Here is a 227-nt window from a genome sequence, read left to right on the forward strand (position 1 = left end):
ACCGATAAGGGGCCCTCTTATGTAGAGGTGTAAACGATGGACATGACAGAAATGAAGCAAGAACTAGTGGCGCTCGAGAAGCGACTATCTGATTTTAGGGGGTCTCTTTGACGTCGCAGAAAAGGAAGAGCGGATCGCGGAGTTAGAAGAAAAAATGGCTGATCCTGATTTTTGGAATGACCAGGAGCAAGCGCAAGCGATCATTAATGAAACAAATGGTTTAAAAG

Annotated in this window: 1 pseudogene; it reads left to right on the plus strand. The window is 44.9% G+C overall.

Annotation, left to right across the window (positions count from 1 at the left end):
* Positions 1-36: 36 nt before the first annotated feature.
* A pseudogene (gene prfB, locus CHH91_RS21365) lies at positions 37-227 on the plus strand (peptide chain release factor 2); the annotation flags it as partial.

The organism is Virgibacillus sp. 7505 (genome assembly GCF_002272135.1).
Taxonomy (GTDB): Bacteria; Bacillota; Bacilli; order Bacillales; family Amphibacillaceae; genus Terribacillus.